Below are 16,963 nucleotides of genomic sequence, written 5' to 3' on the forward strand. Positions count from 1 at the left end.
TTAGAATGAGAAAATTATTGGGGAAGGATCCAGCCGTCGGCAATGACGAAAGTGACAATGTCACTCACGTAACTATCGGGCGAAAGAGAGGAATGAAGGGAAAGCTTCAGCGCAGGCGTGTTTACCGGCGCGACGTCAATCTGGTGATAGCCGCCGCGGTAAATCACCCGGGTGATCCGCGCAGCGATGCCCGGTTCGCCGTGCTGAGCAAAACGTAAATCCGCAGCATGGACACACACCTGCGCCTCACTCACCGTTGTCTGATGTGCCGGAGCCCGTAACCGGATACGCATACCGAAAACATCGGCCCAGGCCGTGCCGTTTTCGGCGGGTTGAATATTTTGTGCCGGGATAACGCGACCCTCGTCGATAAAGGTCGCGACCATGGCGTTGGCTGGTTCACGGTACAGCGTTTGCGGCGTAGCAAACTGCATCACCTGGCCCTCGTTCATCACCACGACACGGTCAGCCATCGCCATCGCTTCCTGCTGATCGTGGGTGATATACAAAAGCGTTGCGCCGGTGTGCTGATGAAAACGCCGGAACTCTTCTTCCATCGCCGCACGTAAATGCACATCAAGATTTGCCAGCGGCTCATCCAGCAGCACCACGCCGGGGCGTGTGACCAGGCAACGTGCCAGTGCCACACGTTGTCGCTGACCGCCGGACAAATCGGAAGGACGGCGTATGGCGTAATCGCTCAGCCCCACCAGCGCCAGCGCATCCTGCGTTCGCGTGCGTCGTTCATGGCGATCCATCCCCGCCACTTTCAGGCTGTACGCTACGTTTTCTTCCACCGACATATGCGGCCACAGCGCGTAGTTCTGAAACACAATGCCCAGATCGCGCTTTTCCGCTGGAACATGGACGTCGGTGGATGAAAACAGTCGTTCACCGACGATGATTGTGCCGCTGTTTACCGGCTCGAATCCCGCGATGGTCCGCAGCAACGTGGTTTTGCCACAACCTGAGGGACCGAGCACGGCAACAAACTCACCGTGATGAATATGCAGCGAGACGTCATTGAGCACCGGCTGAGTGGTAAAGGATTTACTCAGGTGGGAAATCTGTATGGCAGACATGCGTCGGATGTTTCCTCAAAGCGGCACTGGCCCGTTCAATGAGGAAACAAATTACTGCGGTTTTGTGACTGTTTTATGAACCGGTGGCGAAGGTTTGGTTCGACACGACATGGCAGGAGAAGACATAAATGCGATATAGCTTCCTGATTAAAATGAATCACTTCCTTTTAATTAAAACACATTATAAATCAATGCAATATCTGAAGAGTTCTGAATAGAAAAAAGATTATCTATAAGAAACAATCATTTTCCATACGCGGCGATAAATTCTCCGGCAATCGCCACGGCAATTTCTGCCGGGAGTTTGCCGCGCACATCGGGCAGCCCCACCGGGCAACGCATTCTCGCCAGTTGCTCAGACGAAATCCCTTTGCCCGATAAACGGTAATCAAAGCGTTTACGCTTGGTATCCGAGCCAATCAGGCCAAAGTAGCGGAAATCGCCGCGCTTCAGGATGCGCTCACTCAGAGCGAAATCCAGCTGGTGATCGTGCGTCAGCACCATGAAATAACTGTCAGCGGGCATCTGCGCCACCGTGCTTTCGGGTTCCTCATCCACAAGGCAGGTGACTTGCGGGTCCACCTGTGCCGGAAACTCACTGGCACGGGCATCTACCCAGGTAATGCGACAGGGTAAGGTGCTGAGAATGTTCACCAGTGCCCGCCCGACATGACCTGCGCCGTAAACCACAACGTGCGGTTGCGGTTGCCCCAGCGGTTCAAGCAACACCGACGCCATGCCTCCGCAACATTGTCCGAGCCGCGCCCCTAATGAAAAGCGTTCGAAGCGGCTGGTTTTCGCACCCTGCTGCAACATCTCGCGGGCAATGGCTGTAACCTGAAACTCAAGATTGCCGCCGCCCAGCGTATAAAATTGCTGGTCAGCGGTGATCAGCATTTTGCTGCCTGCATCACGCGGCGTGGAGCCCTGATTCTCCACCAGCGTCGCCACCACGCACGGTTCTCCGCGACGTTGCAGGTCATGTAAACGCGTTACCCAGTCATCAGTACGCATGAGAACCCCCGTCAGCCGGCAATTTTTGCGCTAACCATAGCGGAATGAGTGACAACGTCACCCTGAAAATGCATCTGATTTATGGCGTTAAGCACTCTTTCCGGCGTGGCAGGTGCATCAAGGTGCGGATGTACACGATAACCGGCCAGGCTGGCAACGGCATCTTTGATGGCACACCAGACGGATATCCCGAGCATAAACGGCGGTTCACCCACGGCTTTGGAATGGAAAACGGTATCTTCCGGATTCTTACGGTTCTCCACCAGTTTCACGCGCAGATCCTGCGGAATATCGCCAATTGCCGGAATTTTATACGCCGCCGGACCACTGGTCATTAAGCGCCCTTTGTCATTCCACACCAGCTCCTCCGTGGTCAGCCAGCCCATGCCCTGCACGAATCCGCCTTCCACCTGACCGATATCAATCGCCGGATTCAGTGAGTCGCCGACGTCATGCAGAATGTCTGCCCGCAACAGCCTGTATTCACCAGTCAGCGTATCGACCAATACTTCCGCGCAAGCCGCGCCGTAGGAGAAATAATAAAACGGATGCCCGGCGGCTTTACTGCGGTCATAGAAAATCTTCGGTGTTTTGTAATAGCCGGTGCTGGACAGCGGCACCTGATTCAGCCAGCACTGGGTCGCCACCTGTTCAAAACTGAAATACTGATTTTTAACGCGCACCTGACCGTTGCTGAAGGTGATGTCAGTTTCCTGCGCATCATGAACACGCATCAGCATCTCAACCATGCGCCCTTTGATGATTTCCGCCGCGTTTTGCGCCGCTTTACCGTTCAGGTCAGCGCCGGATGACGCTGCCGTCGGCGAGGTATTGGGCACTTTGCCGGTATCAGTCGCGGTGATCTGAATCCGGCTGATATCCACCTGAAACACCTCAGCCACCACCTGCGCGACCTTGGTATTCAGCCCCTGTCCCATCTCTGTGCCACCGTGATTGAGCTGAATACTGCCATCGGTATACACCAGCACCAGCGCGCCTGCCTGATTGAGGAAACTGGCGGTGAAGGAGATACCAAATTTTACCGGCGTCAGCGCCAGCCCCTTTTTCAGATAAGGGTTGCTGCGGTTAAATTTCGTGACAGCGTCACGTCTTGCGGTGTATTCCACGCTATCCTCCAGTTGCTGCGTCATCTCCTGCAACAGGTTTTGCCCGACGGGCTGGTGATAATGCGTAACGTTGCGGACTTCCTGACCGTAGTAATTATTTTTGCGTACCGTCAGCGGATCCAGACCCAGTTCGCGGGCAATATGATCAACGATGTGCTCAATCGCCACAATGCCCTGCGGGCCGCCAAATCCGCGGTAAGCGGTGTTCGACGCAAGATGAGTTTTACAGCGATAACCGGTGATCAGCGCATCGCCGAGGTAATAGGCGTTATCGGAATGGAACATGGCGCGATCGACGATAGAACCGGAGAGATCCAGCGAATAACCGCAGTTGGCCGCCAGTTTAATGTCGATACCGTGAATGACGCCGTCATCGGTAAACCCTACGTCATAGCTGACATGAAACGGATGGCGCTTGCCGGTGATCAGCATGTCATCCTGACGCGACAGCCGCATCTTTGCCGGACGTCCGGTCAGATGCGCCGCCAGCGCGGCAAGGCAGGCTGCACCAGCGGCCTGCGTCTCTTTGCCGCCAAAACCCCCGCCCATGCGTCGCATATCAACCACGACTTTGTGCATCGGCAAATCCAGCACCGAGGCCACCAGTTTCTGCACTTCTGTCGGATGCTGTGTCGAGCTGTACACCAGCATCGCGCCGTCTTCGCCGGGCATCACTGAGGCAATCTGCGTCTCGAGATAAAAATGCTCCTGGCCGCCAATTTCCAGTTCGCCCTGTAAACGGTGCGGCGCACAGGCCAGCGCCATTTCCGCGTCCCCGCGTTTATGCTGATGCGGTTCTTCGACGTAATGTTCCAGCGCCAGCGCCTGTTTCACTGTCAGCACGGCGTCACGCGGCTGATACTCCACTTTCGCCAGCGCCACCGCCGCCCGGGCGACTTCCATTGAGGTTGCCGCCACCACCAGCACAATCTGGCCGACATACTGCACGGTGCCCTGCGCCATCAGCGGATCGCCATGGGTCAGCGGTGCAATGTCCAGATTGCCGGGCACATCCTGTGCAGTCATCACCCGCACCACACCCGGTACGGCGTAACAAGGTTCGGTATCAATATGCAAAATGTCAGCATGCGCATGAGGGCTGAGCAGCGGCACCAGATGCAACTGACGGGGGAATTCCAGCCGGTCATCGATATACACCGCTTCACCGCTGACGTGTTTCTCCGCGCTTTCATGTTTCTGGCTTTTGCCCACGCCGCTCTGCAACCCCGTGCGGAACAACGCTTCCATCTCAGCCTGAGAAAGTGATGGTTTCGATTCAGACATAATGTGTTACCCGCATCAGTGTTTCAGGAGAAGTCATTTCGATATGGCAGCGGCGCAGCAGATTTTTCGCCACCTGCATGCGGTATTCCCGGCTGGCACGAAAATCACTGATTGGCGTGAAATCCAGTTCCAGCGCCTGACAGGCCCGCTCGACAGTTGCCGTCTGCCACGGCTGACCAAGTAATTGCGCCTCACAGCCGCTGGCCCGTTTCGCCACTTCCGCCATGCCGCCAAACGCCACGCGTGCATGCACCACCACGCCATTTAGCACTTCAATATGCAACGCCGCGCAGACCGCAGAAATATCGTCCTCCAGCCGTTTCGACACTTTATAAACCCGTAACTGGCGTGCCGCCGGGGTATTGCGGGGAATGCGGATTTGTTCAATAAATTCGCCCGGCTGCAACGCAGTTTTGCGATAACCGAGGAAGAACTGATCCAGCGGTAACTCCCGTTGTTCAGCGCCACGCCGCAGCAGCAGCGAAGCGCCGAGCGCCAGCAACACCGGCCCGCCGTCACCGATTGGCGAAGCGTTGGCGATATTGCCGCCGAAGGTCCCCTGGTTGCGAATTTGTTGTGATGCAAACCGTTCGAGCAGTTCGCCAAACGCCGGGAACTCTTCATGTAAAAACGGCATACAGGCGCTGAGCGGCGCGGCGGCGCCAATATGAATAGCCTGACCGGTCAGCGTAATTGCCTTGAGTTCGGGAATATGACTCAGCGAAATCAGCTTCGGCAGGCGCTGATAACGTTGTGTGACTTCCAGCGCCAGATCGGTACCGCCTGCCACCAGACGGGAATCCGGGCAGGCAAGATAACGTCCGGCCAGTTCATCAATAGTCACCGGCTGTTCAGTCGCGGATATCGCGGCGAGTTTTTCCAGCGTTTGCCGGGCATCAGCATCAAACTGATCGGCCTGCGGGGCTTCACAAATGGCTTTCGCCGCATCCATGATTGGCCGGTAACCCGTGCAACGGCAAAGATTGCCGGAAAGGGTTTCCTGCACGCCTTCAACCGTAAAAACAGGTTTATTTTTTTCCATCGCAAACAGTGACATCACAAAACCCGGCGTGCAGAAACCGCATTGCGAAGCGTGATTATCCACCATCGCCTGCTGTACATGATGAAGCTCGCCGCGATGTTTCAGATCTTCAACCGTAATAAGCTGTTTGCCATGCACCGCAGGCATAAAGGTCAGGCAGGCGTTGACCGTGCGGTATTGCAGTTGCTCACCCTGCTTTTCTGCCAGCACCACCGTACAGGCGCCGCAGTCACCGGAGGCACAGCCTTCTTTGGTACCACAGCGCCCTGCATCGCGGCGCAGATATTGTAATACCGTCGTGTCAGCGGGCAGATTTTCCGTGTGGATCCTGCCGTTCATCAGAAATTGGATCATGATCATATCCTTCAAAAATCACTGGTTTGCTCCCTCCCCTGCGAAGGGGAGGGTTGGGGTGGGGTTTTAAAGCAAAATCAAAAAGTTGATGTATGCTTTGACTGGGAGTTTGCCCTTAATACCCCCTCCCGGCCTCCCCCTTCGCAGGGGGAGGAGCAAAGGCTTTACAGCCATTCAGAATCAGTGTCGTAACCTCACCAATAATGTGTTCACGCGCCTGTTCATCGCCTTCGAAATTGCCGTACATATGCTTCACCTGCACCGCAAAATCGGCGTAATACTGCGTCACCGCCCAGATATGCATGATGAACAGGCGGGCATCCAGCGCACGGATTTTCCCCTGCTCAATCCACTGATGGATCAGGTTCTCTTTGCCGGTGATATTCTGCGTGGCCAGCGGCCAGTATTTATGCAGATAGTGACCGCCGCCTAGCACCTCACTGGTGAAAATGCGCGACAGTTGCGGCTGATCGAACGAGAAATTCAGCTTATTGCGGATATAACGGCTGAGCACCGCCTCGGGTTCGCTGAGGGACGGGTCGAACTGAATGATATCGCCCCAGACTTTCAGCACTTTCTGCAAGAGCTCTTCGTACAACTCTTCTTTGCCCGCGATGTAGTAATGCAACTGGGCTTTTTTGATCCCGGCGCGCTGAGCAATGGCCTGAGTGGTTGCCCCCTGAAAACCTTTTTCACTGAATTCTGCAATGGCCGCCGCGTGGATATTTTCCAGGGTGCGTTCACGCGCAAGGCGGACTTTGCCGCCGGTATCACTGTTCATCATGCTGAGAGTTCCTCCCGCTGAGCATCCCGTACATACGCCGGTTCGCCGTCAACGTAGGTGCAATACACATTGCGGTCATCACCCAGCGTCATCAGCACAAAAAGCTTTTCAGCCAGCGTTTTACTGTTGGCGGCACGTAATTTTTGCAGCGCACTGACACCCGGTTCGAGCACCACAAAATCCGCCTCTTTACCGGTACTAAAGTTGCCAATTTTATCGTCGAGGTGCAGCGCCCGTGCGCCGCCGAGTGTGGCGTGATAGAAGGCTTCGAATGCAGATAAACGGTAACGCTGCAGTTGTCCGACTTTGTAGGCTTCTGACAGCGTTTCCAGCATGTTGAAGGTGGTGCCCGCACCGACGTCCGTGCCCATGCCAACGCGAATTTGTTTCTGCCAGGATTTCTGCAAATTAAACAGACCGCTGCCCAGAAACAGATTAGACGTCGGGCAAAAAGCGATAGTCGAATCGGTGTCGTGCAGGCAATCCCATTCACTGTCATCCAGATGCAGACAGTGTGCAAACACGCAACGTTCGCCGGTCAGTCCGTACTGATGATAAACGTCGAGATAATGCTGATGTTCAGGGTGCATTTCTTTCACCCAGGAGAGTTCGGCGACGTTTTCGCTCAGATGGGTATGCATGTACACGTCGGGGAATTCCTGCTTAAGCAACCGCACTTTTTGCAGCAGTTCAGGCGAAGATGTCGGCGCAAAACGCGGCGTCAGCGCATAGCTCAGACGCTGGCGGTTATGCCAGCGCGCAATCAGCCCGCGCGTGTCGCGTTCACTTTCTTCAGGGGTTTCCAGCAGGGCGTCGGGGGCGTTTTTGTCCATCATCACTTTGCCCGCCACCAGCCGCATATTGATGTCGGAGGCTTCTTTAAACAGGGCATCGACGGACTGCGGATGAACGGTGCCAAACACCAGCGCCGTGGTGGTCCCGTTAAGCAGCAACTGACTGATGAAGAATTTCGACATGCGCCTGGCGTAATCCGCGCAGTGATATTGTTGTTCGGTCGGGAAGGTATAGCGCGTCAGCCATTCGAGCAACTGCTCGCCGTACGCGCCGATCATTTCGGTCTGCGGATAGTGAATATGCGTATCGACAAAGCCCGGGACGATCAGCTTGTCGCGATAATCATCAATTTCCAGAACAGCGGTTTTACGTGCCTGCGCCAGCTTGCCCTCACCTTCCTGCCAGCTTCCCAGCCAGATGATTGTGCCGCCGCTGAGCAACATCAGGCCGTCTTCGATATAACGCACCTGCGCTTCTAAATCTTCCGGCCGTAATACCGGCTCGCGGACATCGAAGAAATTTCCGCGGACGGCGCGGGTGATGATCTGACTCATGGCATTGTCCTTCTCTGCAACATTCTCGTTCACGATTGATAACAGAACATTTGCAAAGCTTATGCCAAATCTGACCAACCGGTCAGACCGTCTGGATGTTTTTTACGGCCTGCGGAAAGACTACTTCAACAGCACTTCATATTGCGGATTGAATTCATCAAATATTGGCAACGCGGCAGCACCGAGCGCGGGTGTGTCGCTGCCGGACATCCCGAGGCGAATGCGTGCACTCTGCGCGTACCGGCTGCGCACCGAATTATACAGGGGCGTCAGGCGCTTAATCAGCTTTTCCACCAATGGTTTAGGCATGGTGCCGCCGATAATCACGCTCTGCGCATCGAACACGCATTCCATAATATTGATGGCCTGGAGTGCCGGTTCGACGGCAGTATCAAGCCATTTATCGAACACTTTTTCATCGACTTTCAGCAGATCTTCGGGCATGGCCGACATCGGATCCAGTCCGCAGGCTTCATACGCCGCCTGCAAAGAAACATAACGTTCGAGGCAGCCTTTGTTGCCGCAATAACATTCTCGCCCGCCCGGTTGCACCACAATGTGGCCGACTTCGCCCGCATTGTGTGCATGACCGGTGTAAATCCGTCCGTCGGTGAAGATGCCGGCACCCAGCCCGGTGCCGATATACAGATACACAAACGACGATAATTGCTTGGCCACACCGTGAAAACGCTCACCGATTGCGGCTACCGTCGCATCGTTTTCCAGCGTCACCGGCCAGCCGGTCGCGGCGCTTAAACGCGCTTCAATATCAATATTATCCCAGCCGTGCAACGTGGTCGGCCCTTGTGAGGAAATGCCTTCTACGCCAAACGGCCCCGGCATCACCACACCCACGCCTAATATTTTTCGCCAGTCAATTTTCACCTGTTGGCGCATTTCTTGCAGAACCTGATCGATAAGAGCCAGCGTGGGCTCTGGCTGCGGTTTCTGTACATGGATCAGTTTGCGAAAGCGAACAGTTCCGGTCAGATCCACCAGCACAGTCAGCAGCGACTGATGATCAAGATGGATGCCTATTGAATAGGCGCTGTCAGGATTGAGTGTCAGTGGCGTTGCTGGCTGACCACGCCCTCCCGCACGGCGCGGCAGGTGGGAAGACAGGATACCCGCCTGCTCGAGTTCGGTGGCAATGTTGGAGACCGTTTGGGGGGTGAGCGACGTCAGCCGGGCGATTTCAGCGCGGGTCAGTTCACCGTTAAGGCGAATGGCTTCGATCACCACCCGACGATTGTGAGCACGGGCGTGCTCAAGATTGGTACCAGACGTTGTTATCACATCCCTCTCCACGGTGAAGACCTTGCGGGCAGTATGTGGCCAGTGATTACAGCAATCAAATTGATTTTATTAACCCGTCATACTTCGTATTGCAGATGCGTTGGTTGCGCGCACTCACCCCGGTCACATAGGTATCTATGCTCCTGGGATTCGTGCCTTACCGCCTTCCTGCAACCCGAATTATTTAGGGTTAACCTGGGATGATATGAATATGACGGTGGCATCACAGCTTTGAATGTTATTGCCATGTTAATAATAATCGCCAGTCATTATTTAGATTTGAATCATCCGTGTAGCACACGTTTTATACCCAAGATAATTCGGGTTGCAGAAAGGCGGCAAGCGAGTGAATCCCGATGAGCTGACATAAGTCAGTGATTCGGGTGATGGAGCGTAGCCAACGCATCAGCAGCCCGAAGTATGAAGGGTAAATCCGGCAGGGACGCAGGGACTGGCAGAGTTATGCCTTCCCATTTTTTTTAGCCGATTAAAGCAATCAAATTGATTTAATAAACCTAACCCTGTTTCGGAGAATGACGATGAGCCTACGATTTACCCCTGCGGCCACCCTGTGCGCCCTCTCTGCCCTCACCCTGGGATATTCCGCCAGCGCGCTGGCCGATACGACGCTCAGTGCCTTATTTATGACTCAGGCGGCGTACAGCGAAGCGGATATCCGCGCAATGACCGCCGAGTTCACCAAACAGCATCCGGATATCAAAGTGAACCTGGAGTTTGTGCCATATGAAGCCCTGCACGACAAAATCGTCGCCGCACGCGGTGCCGGTGACAAAGGTTATGACGTGGTGCTGTTCGATGCGATCTGGCCTGCTGAATTTAACAAATACGGCCTGTTGCAGGATGTCACGGCGCGTATTCCGGCTGAAGAAAGCAACAAGATTTTTGACGGCGCGATTTCTACCGTGACCTACAAAGATAAACGCTGGGGGATGCCGTGGATCCTCGACACCAAATATCTGTATTACAACAAAGCCATGCTGGCCAAAGCCGGGATCACTACCCCGCCCGCCACCTGGGCTGATGTTGAAAAGCAATCTGAGATCCTGAAAGAAAAAGGCATCGTGAAATATCCGCTGGTCTGGAGCTGGTCACAATCCGAAGCGCTGTTGTGCGACTACACCACGCTGGTGTCGGCGTTCAAAGGGGATTTCTACAAAGACGGCAAACTGAATTTCACCAATTCCGGCGCGATGAAAGCCATCAGCTACATGAAAGAGACGCTGGATAAAGGGCTGACTAACCCGAATTCGCGTGAATATCTGGAAGAAGATGTGCGTAAGTCGTTCTCCAACGGTGATGCGGCTTTCGCACTGAACTGGACCTACATGTACAACATGGCGAACGACCCGAAACAGAGCAAAGTCGCGGGTGACGTGGGGGTCATTCCGGCACCGGGTGAAACCGCAGGCGGCGCATCCGGCGTTAACGGGTCGATGGGATTGGGCATCGCCAAAGCCAGCGCACATCCGGACCAGGCATGGGAATACATCAGCTACATGACGTCGCAGCCAGTGCAGAACAAATACGCCAAACTGAGTCTGCCAATCTGGAAATCGTCTTATGAAGATCCGGCGGTGCAGAAAGATCAGGAGCAGTTGATCGCGGCGGCGAAAACCTCGCTGAATGTGATGTTGTCGCGCCCGGTTACAGCAGATTACTCCCGTCTGTCGAACATCTTGCAGCAAAACATTCAGGCGGTATTGCAGGGTAAAACCCCGGCTCAGGATGGTATGGAAGCCGCAACCAAAGCCGCTGATCGTTTACGTTAAGTTTTAAAGCCAACACTATAATAGCCCGCCCGGTTCCGGCCGGACGGGCTGGGAAAAGATATGCTGACATTACCCCAACGCGAGAAACGTCAGGCCTGGTTGCTGCTTGCGCCCATGCTTCTGATGATGTTCTTACTGACCGCCTGGCCGCTCGCCCGCACGTTGTGGCTCAGCTTTACGGATGCCGGGTTAATCGGCGACGGTTCTGCGCCCAACTGGGTGGGGAGCGAGAATTTCATCTATGCGCTGACGGATCCGGATTTTCGCGCCGCACTCTGGCGGACGCTCTATTTCACTGTCGTCTCAGTGGTTATTGAAGGCATCATCGGCGTGCTGGTCGCGCTGTTGCTGAACCAGCCGTTTTGGGGACGCAGCGCTCTGCGCGTGCTGGTGATTCTGCCATGGGCATTGCCGACTATCGTCAACGCCACCCTGTGGCGGCTGAACTTTAATCCCGATTACGGCAGCATTAACGCCCTGCTTTCTCAGCTCGGGCTGATTGACGCCTACCGTAGCTGGCTCGGCGATCCGTCTTCGGCGATCAATGCCGTGATGTTCGCGGATATCTGGAAAAACTATCCGCTGATCACCCTGCTGGTGCTGGCGGCGCTGCAAACCATTCCGGAAGATTTATTCGAAGCCGCACGGCTCGACGGCGCATCGGCTTTCCGCCGTTTTCGTAAAATCACCTTACCGGCGATTGCCGCACCGTTGGCCGTCGCGCTTGTCCTGCGCACCATCGACGCCTTCAAAATCTTCGACATCATTTATGTCATGACCCGTGGCGGGCCGCTCGACAGCACCAAAACCATCAGTTTCTTTGTCTATCAGGAATCGTTCAGTTATCTGCGCGCTGGCAGCGGTGCTGCGTACGCGATACTCATGACGCTGATCTGCGCACTGCTGATCATGATTTACATGGTGATGTTACTGCGTCAGCGCCGTTCAGGGAGCAACGAATGAAACAAAAAATCCGGCTCGTTTTACGTTACTTTGCGGCGCTGATGGTGGCCATTTCGATTCTTGCCCCGCTGCTGTGGATGTTCCTGATGAGCGTCAGCTCGGCGGAAGATCTGACCCGCATTCCGCTGGAATGGCTGCCGCGCCACTGGGATTTCAACCGTTATACCCGCCTGCTGACCTTACAGGCCGGAACGCCCGGTGCGCTGTTCCTGCATGCGCTCGGCAACAGTGTGCTGGTCGCCTGTGGTGCCACACTGGTGTCGTTGATGCTGGCGATACCGGCGGCCTATAGCTTCTCGCGCTATCCCGGTCGCGACGGCTGGCTGTTTGGCAGCCTGGCGATTTACATGGTTCCGCCGGTGGCGTTTGTGCTGCCGCTGTATTTCATCCTGCAACAGCTTGCGCTGCTCAATACCCATCTCGGGCTGATTCTGGTGTATTGCTCGATGATCCTGCCGTTCCTCACCTGGATGCTGAAAAACCAATTTGACGCGCTGCCGGTGGATATCGAACAGGCATCGCGTCTCGACGGGCTACGTTACTGGCAAGTATTGCTGCGCATCACCCTGCCGCTGGCAAAACCGGCGCTGGGTGCATCTGCGATGTTTGGCTGGTTGCTGGCCTGGGATGAATTTTTCTACGCCCTGCTGTTTACCAACAATATCGACGCCCAGACGCTGCCGGTCACCATCGCCGGATTCACCGCCGGGCGCGCCACTGACGACGGTCTGATTGCCGCTGTCGGGATCCTTGCGGCCATTCCGCCGCTCTTTATTGCGCTCTGGCTGCAAAAAACCATGGTCAGCGGGTTGACCGCCGGTGGCAGCAAGGGCTGAAAATGAACATCAGGGAAACCTCATCAATGACAACAAAACCTCTGACCCGCGCCACGCTGTATGTGACGGGCAATATCAACGTGGATTTGATCATGAGCACGTTGCACGAATGGCCGAAAAAAGGCACGGAAGCGATGCTCGAAAGCAGTTCACTGCGCCCCGGCGGGTCGGCGGGAAACTGCGCGCTGGCACTCTCTGCGCTCGGTTCCCCTTTTCGTCTGGTGGCAAATCAGGGCAATGACCAGTTCAGCGGCTGGCTGGCAGGTATGTTCCCGGAAAGCGCCTCACGCTGGCCGACCTGCGATTGCGAAACCTCGCTGACCTTTGGCGTGACACATCCTGATCACGAAAGAACATTTTTCAGCAATCAGGGACATATAGTTCGTTTATCCATGCAGGACGTTCTGGGGCAAATCCCTGAAACGGCACAGGCCGGAGACTGGGTATTGCTGTGCGGCACCTGGCTGTGTACCGCGCTTTACACTGACTATCCGCAACTCCTGGCAGCGCTGAAACAGCGTGGTTATCAGGTGGCTGTCGACAGTGGCTGGCCGCCGGAAGACTGGAGCGATGCGTTACGTGAACAGGCGGCAAAATGGCTGCCATTCTGCGATGCGCTGCTGCTCAATGAAGTCGAAACACTCGGGCTGGCCGACGCCACCACACTGGACGCCGCCGCGCTGACGTTGCTGGAGCAGATGGCGGATAACGCCTTTTGCGTGGCGAAATGCGGGCCGGAGGGTGCGCGTCTGTGGGCCAAAAATCTGACGCTGCATCAGCACGCCGAACCGGTCGGGGTGGTCGATACCATCGGTGCCGGAGACAGTTTTAATGCCGGGTTTTTATCCGCGCTGATTTATGGCCTGCCGCCTGCCACGGCGCTGCAATGGGGAGTTCGCGTTGCCGGTTGTGCCATCAGCAGTTCCCCGCGCCGTTACCCTGACTGGCAATCACTTTTTGGCCTTGTGGAGAAAATCTAAATGGCTCTGGTAGAACTGGTAAAAGTCGCCAAACATTATGGCAAAGTGCAGGTGCTGAAACCGCTGGATCTGACCATCCCTGACGGCAGTTTCACCGTGCTGGTCGGCCCCTCGGGCTGTGGAAAATCCACCTTACTTCGCCTGCTGGCCGGGCTGGAATCCCTGTCTGACGGCGATATTCTGCTCGATAAACAGCAGATCAATAATTTTGACCCCGCCGATCGTGATATTGCGATGGTATTCCAGAGTTACGCACTGTATCCGCATCTTACCGTGGCCGAAAACATGGCATTCCACATGCAGGTGAAGAAGGTGCCGAAAGCCGAACAACAGGCCAAAGTGCTACAGGCCGCAAAAGTGCTGGGTATCGATCACTTACTGAAACGCCTGCCGAAAGATTTGTCCGGCGGTCAGCGCCAGCGTGTGGCGATGGGTCGTGCGCTGGTGCGTAATCCGAAAGTGTTTCTGTTCGATGAGCCCCTTTCCAACCTCGATGCCCAGTTACGTATGGAACTGCGCGCAGAAATCAAATCGCTTCATCAGCAGTTCCGTACCACCACGGTATATGTGACCCATGATCAAATCGAAGCCATGACGCTGGCCGATAATATCGTGGTGATGAAAGACGGTTTTATCGTACAACAGGGCGACCCGTTGTCGATTTACGATAAGCCGGTAAATACCTTTGTGGCGCGTTTTATCGGTTCACCGCCCATGAATCTGCTCAGCGGCGTCTTCCGCAATATTGACGGTCAGCCAGGTGTGAACTGTAATCAGTTGTGGTTCGCACTGCCGGAGAAGTGGGCGTTGCAGGCACGGCACGCTGAGGGAGAACCCGTCACGCTCGGCCTGCGTCCGCACGATTTAAAACCGGCAGAGCACAGTACCCAACCTGCCGCCACATTACGGTTGCTGGAAGTGACCGGAGAAAGCAGCCTGTTGCACATCGACTGGTGCGGTTTCCCGCTGCACGTTCAGTTCGCCGGACGCGCCCGTATCAGCGCCAGTCAGCCGCTGTATCTCGATGCCAACCGCGAGGCGATCCATCTGTTTGATGCCCAGACCGGTGAACGGCTGGCAGAGGATCTGCGGTAAAAATGACTCTCAATGGAGATAAACTATGGAATACCGTCTGTTAGGCCGGTCTGGCCTGAAAGTTTCAGTTCTCAGCCTGGGTACCATGACGTTTGGTGGTCAGGGGAAATTTGCCAAAACCGGGCAAACTGACGTTGAGGCCGCACAACGCCAGACAGGATTATGTCTTGATGCCGGGATTAACCTGTTCGATACCGCCGATGTCTATTCTGGCGGTGAATCGGAAGTGATCCTCGGTAAAGCACTGGGCAACAAACGTCACGACGTGCTGGTGGCCAGTAAAGCCCGCTTTCCAATGGGTGAAGGCCCGAATGACCGTGGTTCGTCCCGTCATCATATTCTGCGCGCTTGTGAAGCCAGCCTGAAACGTCTGAACACGGATTATCTGGATTTATATCAGTTGCATGAATGGGACGGCCTGACGCCACTGGAAGAAACGCTGCGGGCGCTCGACGATCTGGTCAGCAGTGGCAAAGTGCGTTACGTCGGTATCTCTAACTTCTCCGCCTGGCACGTGATGAAAACGCTGGGCGTGGCCGACGCTAACCACTACATCCGCCCGGTCAGTCAGCAAATCCATTACACCCTGCAGGCGCGTGAAGCTGAATATGAGTTGCTGCCTGCCGCGCAGGATCAGGGGCTGGGCGTGCTGGTCTGGAGCCCGCTGGCAGGCGGCCTGCTTTCCGGTAAATATCGCCGCAATCAGGCGGCACCGGAAGGCACCCGTCATCTGGCCGACTGGGGCGAACCGCCGGTGCGTGATGAAAGTGCGCTGTACGACGTGGTCGATGTGCTGGTGGACATCGCCGAAGCCCGTGGCGTTTCTGCGGCGCAGATTGCGCTGGCCTGGCTGATTGCCCGTCCGCAGGTGACCTCGGTGATTGTCGGGGCGCGCAACGACACGCAGTTGCAGGATAACCTGCTCGCCGCTGATTTAACCCTCAATAACGAAGAAATTGAACGACTTAATCAGGTCAGCCAGTTACCTTTGTTGTATCCTTACTGGCATCAGGCGCAGACCGCACCGGATCGCTTGTCTGTAGCGGATTTATCGCTGATCGCGCCCTATCTGAAAAAGTAACTGCAACAAAATGATACGCACTGAGACCGGTTGACTATGCCGGTCTCGTTATTTTTGTGTTAATACTTAAAGAGTTTCTTTAGTGGGCCTCGTGCACACCTTGCTTAAAAACTGAGGAATACCGGGATGATTATTTTTGTTACCGGCGCAACTGCCGGATTTGGTGCTGAAATCGCACGTAAATTTGTTAAAGAAGGCCATAAAGTGATTGCTACCGGTCGCCGTAAAGAGCGTCTGGATGACCTGAAAGCCGAACTGGGAGACGCGCTGTACGCTGTTGAACTGGACGTGACTAACCGGGCTTCTATTGAAGAAGCTATTGCCAGCCTGCCTGCTGACTGGCGTAACATTGATGTTCTGGTTAACAACGCCGGTCTGGCACTCGGTCTGGAAAAAGCGGATAAAGCCTCGCTGGAAGACTGGGACAAAATGATCGACACCAACACCAAAGGGCTGGTGTACATGACACGCGCCGTGTTGCCGGGCATGGTTGAACGCAACACCGGGCATGTGATAAACATCGGTTCCACCGCAGGCAACTGGCCATACGCAGGCGGCAACGTGTATGGCGCGACCAAAGCGTTTGTGCGTCAGTTCAGTCTGAACCTGCGCACCGACCTGCATGGCACCCACGTTCGCGTCACCAATATCGAGCCGGGCCTGTGCGGTGGTACTGAATTCTCCAGCGTGCGCTTTAAAGGCGACGACGAGAAAGTCAGTAAAACCTACGATAACACTAATCCGCTCACCGCAGCCGATGTAGCCGAATCCGTATTCTGGGTATCCACCCTGCCGGCACACGTCAACATCAACAGCATCGAAATGATGCCGGTCAGCCAGTCTCTCGCCGGTTTGCAGGTACATCGCGAAGGGTAATATTGCGCCC

Annotated in this window: 14 protein-coding genes; 7 read left to right on the forward strand and 7 right to left on the reverse strand. The window is 55.3% G+C overall.

All coding sequences use genetic code 11. From position 1 onward, the window contains the following. Window positions 1–14: 14 nt before the first annotated feature. From GW591_RS06210 to GW591_RS06240, 7 genes are all read right to left on the reverse strand, one after another. The gene (locus tag GW591_RS06210; protein WP_166860323.1) at window positions 15–1,082 is read right to left on the reverse strand and encodes an ABC transporter ATP-binding protein; all 1,068 of its coding nucleotides are present in this window, start codon (window positions 1,080–1,082) and stop codon (window positions 15–17) included. A gap of 243 nt (window positions 1,083–1,325) precedes the next feature. Continuing rightward, window positions 1,326–2,096 (reverse strand): xanthine dehydrogenase accessory protein XdhC, encoded by a 771-nt coding sequence (gene xdhC / locus GW591_RS06215; RefSeq protein WP_112152266.1) that lies wholly within the window; start codon window positions 2,094–2,096, stop codon window positions 1,326–1,328. A gap of 11 nt (window positions 2,097–2,107) precedes the next feature. After that, window positions 2,108–4,507 (reverse strand): xanthine dehydrogenase molybdopterin binding subunit, encoded by a 2,400-nt coding sequence (gene xdhB, locus GW591_RS06220; protein WP_166860325.1) that lies wholly within the window; start codon window positions 4,505–4,507, stop codon window positions 2,108–2,110. Continuing rightward, window positions 4,500–5,903, reverse strand: coding sequence for a xanthine dehydrogenase small subunit (gene xdhA / locus GW591_RS06225; protein WP_013575528.1), 1,404 nt, complete (start codon window positions 5,901–5,903; stop codon window positions 4,500–4,502). The genes xdhB and xdhA overlap by 8 nt, the downstream gene beginning before the upstream one ends. A gap of 115 nt (window positions 5,904–6,018) precedes the next feature. Further along, a complete protein-coding gene (locus GW591_RS06230; protein WP_013575529.1) occupies window positions 6,019–6,687 on the reverse strand; it encodes a TetR family transcriptional regulator C-terminal domain-containing protein in 669 nt (222 codons plus the stop codon). Continuing rightward, window positions 6,684–8,036, reverse strand: coding sequence for a guanine deaminase (gene guaD / locus GW591_RS06235; protein WP_126124892.1), 1,353 nt, complete (start codon window positions 8,034–8,036; stop codon window positions 6,684–6,686). The genes GW591_RS06230 and guaD overlap by 4 nt, the downstream gene beginning before the upstream one ends. A gap of 120 nt (window positions 8,037–8,156) precedes the next feature. Further along, the gene (locus GW591_RS06240) at window positions 8,157–9,329 is read right to left on the reverse strand and encodes an ROK family transcriptional regulator (protein WP_173362098.1); all 1,173 of its coding nucleotides are present in this window, start codon (window positions 9,327–9,329) and stop codon (window positions 8,157–8,159) included. Window positions 9,330–9,871: 542 nt separating this feature from the next. Here GW591_RS06240 and GW591_RS06245 point away from each other — a divergent pair. From GW591_RS06245 to ydfG, 7 genes are all read left to right on the forward strand, one after another. Beyond that, window positions 9,872–11,122, forward strand: a complete 1,251-nt coding sequence (locus GW591_RS06245) for an extracellular solute-binding protein (RefSeq protein WP_013575532.1) — start codon at window positions 9,872–9,874, stop codon at window positions 11,120–11,122. Between the two features lie 60 nt (window positions 11,123–11,182). Next, complete coding sequence (locus GW591_RS06250) at window positions 11,183–12,085, forward strand: carbohydrate ABC transporter permease (RefSeq protein ID WP_013575533.1); 903 nt, start codon at window positions 11,183–11,185, stop codon at window positions 12,083–12,085. Next, entirely contained in the window at window positions 12,082–12,921 is an 840-nt protein-coding gene (locus GW591_RS06255) for a carbohydrate ABC transporter permease (RefSeq protein WP_015689933.1), read from the forward strand. Before GW591_RS06250 ends, GW591_RS06255 begins: the two co-directional genes overlap by 4 nt. 26 nt (window positions 12,922–12,947) lie before the next feature. Next, window positions 12,948–13,901, forward strand: coding sequence for a carbohydrate kinase family protein (locus GW591_RS06260; RefSeq protein ID WP_119261645.1), 954 nt, complete (start codon window positions 12,948–12,950; stop codon window positions 13,899–13,901). Next, the gene (locus tag GW591_RS06265) at window positions 13,902–14,996 is read left to right on the forward strand and encodes an ABC transporter ATP-binding protein (protein ID WP_013575536.1); all 1,095 of its coding nucleotides are present in this window, start codon (window positions 13,902–13,904) and stop codon (window positions 14,994–14,996) included. 25 nt (window positions 14,997–15,021) lie between these two features. Next, window positions 15,022–16,077: an aldo/keto reductase gene (locus GW591_RS06270; protein ID WP_013575537.1), complete on the forward strand. Its 1,056-nt coding sequence runs from the start codon at window positions 15,022–15,024 to the stop codon at window positions 16,075–16,077. A gap of 126 nt (window positions 16,078–16,203) precedes the next feature. Next, window positions 16,204–16,953: a bifunctional NADP-dependent 3-hydroxy acid dehydrogenase/3-hydroxypropionate dehydrogenase YdfG gene (gene ydfG, locus GW591_RS06275; protein ID WP_112152274.1), complete on the forward strand. Its 750-nt coding sequence runs from the start codon at window positions 16,204–16,206 to the stop codon at window positions 16,951–16,953. Window positions 16,954–16,963 lie beyond the last annotated feature (10 nt).

The sequence above is a fragment of the Rahnella aceris genome (genome assembly GCF_011684115.1).
Lineage (GTDB): Bacteria > Pseudomonadota > Gammaproteobacteria > Enterobacterales > Enterobacteriaceae > Rahnella > Rahnella aceris.

Coding starts and splice junctions, on each gene's coding strand:
- GW591_RS06210 (WP_166860323.1), bottom strand. CDS start 1,082: ATGTCTGCCATACAGATTTCCCACCTGAGTAAATCCTTTACCACTCAG.
- xdhC (WP_112152266.1), bottom strand. CDS start 2,096: ATGCGTACTGATGACTGGGTAACGCGTTTACATGACCTGCAACGTCGC.
- xdhB (WP_166860325.1), bottom strand. CDS start 4,507: ATGTCTGAATCGAAACCATCACTTTCTCAGGCTGAGATGGAAGCGTTG.
- xdhA (WP_013575528.1), bottom strand. CDS start 5,903: ATGATCCAATTTCTGATGAACGGCAGGATCCACACGGAAAATCTGCCC.
- GW591_RS06230 (WP_013575529.1), bottom strand. CDS start 6,687: ATGATGAACAGTGATACCGGCGGCAAAGTCCGCCTTGCGCGTGAACGC.
- guaD (WP_126124892.1), bottom strand. CDS start 8,036: ATGAGTCAGATCATCACCCGCGCCGTCCGCGGAAATTTCTTCGATGTC.
- GW591_RS06245 (WP_013575532.1), top strand. CDS start 9,872: ATGAGCCTACGATTTACCCCTGCGGCCACCCTGTGCGCCCTCTCTGCC.
- GW591_RS06250 (WP_013575533.1), top strand. CDS start 11,183: ATGCTGACATTACCCCAACGCGAGAAACGTCAGGCCTGGTTGCTGCTT.
- GW591_RS06255 (WP_015689933.1), top strand. CDS start 12,082: ATGAAACAAAAAATCCGGCTCGTTTTACGTTACTTTGCGGCGCTGATG.
- GW591_RS06260 (WP_119261645.1), top strand. CDS start 12,948: ATGACAACAAAACCTCTGACCCGCGCCACGCTGTATGTGACGGGCAAT.
- GW591_RS06265 (WP_013575536.1), top strand. CDS start 13,902: ATGGCTCTGGTAGAACTGGTAAAAGTCGCCAAACATTATGGCAAAGTG.
- GW591_RS06270 (WP_013575537.1), top strand. CDS start 15,022: ATGGAATACCGTCTGTTAGGCCGGTCTGGCCTGAAAGTTTCAGTTCTC.
- ydfG (WP_112152274.1), top strand. CDS start 16,204: ATGATTATTTTTGTTACCGGCGCAACTGCCGGATTTGGTGCTGAAATC.